This is a genomic window from Luteibacter yeojuensis, from assembly GCF_000964085.1.
GTDB classification, from domain to species: Bacteria; Pseudomonadota; Gammaproteobacteria; order Xanthomonadales; family Rhodanobacteraceae; genus Luteibacter; species Luteibacter yeojuensis_A.
The window spans coordinates 1-276 of the sequence record NZ_JZRB01000129.1; the positions used below are offsets into that span (position 1 = coordinate 1).

At 60.9% G+C, this 276-nt stretch carries 1 protein-coding gene; it reads left to right on the forward strand.

Going from position 1 to position 276, the window contains the following annotated elements:
* On the forward strand, positions 1 to 276 hold a 276-nt coding region (locus VI08_RS20545; RefSeq protein WP_045831511.1), incomplete at both ends, for a catalase-related domain-containing protein.

Consider the following 276-nt stretch of genomic DNA (forward strand, 5'->3'; position numbering starts at 1 on the left):
GCCGACCACTACAGCCAGGCCCGCCTGTTCTTCCTGAGCCAGACGGCCTTCGAGCAAACGCACATCGTGTCCGCCCTCGTCTTCGAATTATCCAAGGTCGACACCGAGCACGTGCGGCAGGCTGTGGTAGGACACTTGCGCCATATTGACAACGACTTGGCTGTCCGCGTTGCCGCGGGCCTAGCTATGGACGAACTGCCGCCAGCGCCCCCCGCTAAGGGGCCTGTCATCGATCATCCCTTGTCTCCCGCATTGCAGATTATCGGCAAGATGAAG